This window comes from Cellulomonas sp. GbtcB1, assembly GCF_019091725.1.
GTDB lineage: Bacteria > Actinomycetota > Actinomycetes > Actinomycetales > Cellulomonadaceae > Cellulomonas.
In genome coordinates, this window is the sequence record NZ_JAGXJG010000672.1 from 1 (window position 1) to 231 (window position 231).

Annotated in this window: 1 pseudogene; it reads left to right on the forward strand. The window is 79.7% G+C overall.

The window, feature by feature from the left end:
* Positions 1-231: pseudogene (locus KVT14_RS21750) on the forward strand (hypothetical protein); the annotation flags it as partial.

The following is a 231-nucleotide window of genomic DNA, read 5'->3' on the forward strand; positions in this document are numbered from 1 at the left end:
GCGGGCACCGCCCTGCTCATCCCGCCGAACAAGTACTGCACGGACAACGCCGCGATGATCGCCGCCCTGGGCGCCGCGCTCGTGCGCCGCGGGCTGCCGGCGTCGGACTTCGCGATCGGCGTCGACTCGGCGATGCCGCTGGAGGCCCTCACGGTCTGGCCCCGCGCCGCCCCCGCGCGGCGCCGGCCAGGGCGGCCGGCCCGCCCCCATCCCCCCGCCGAGGGACGCCAC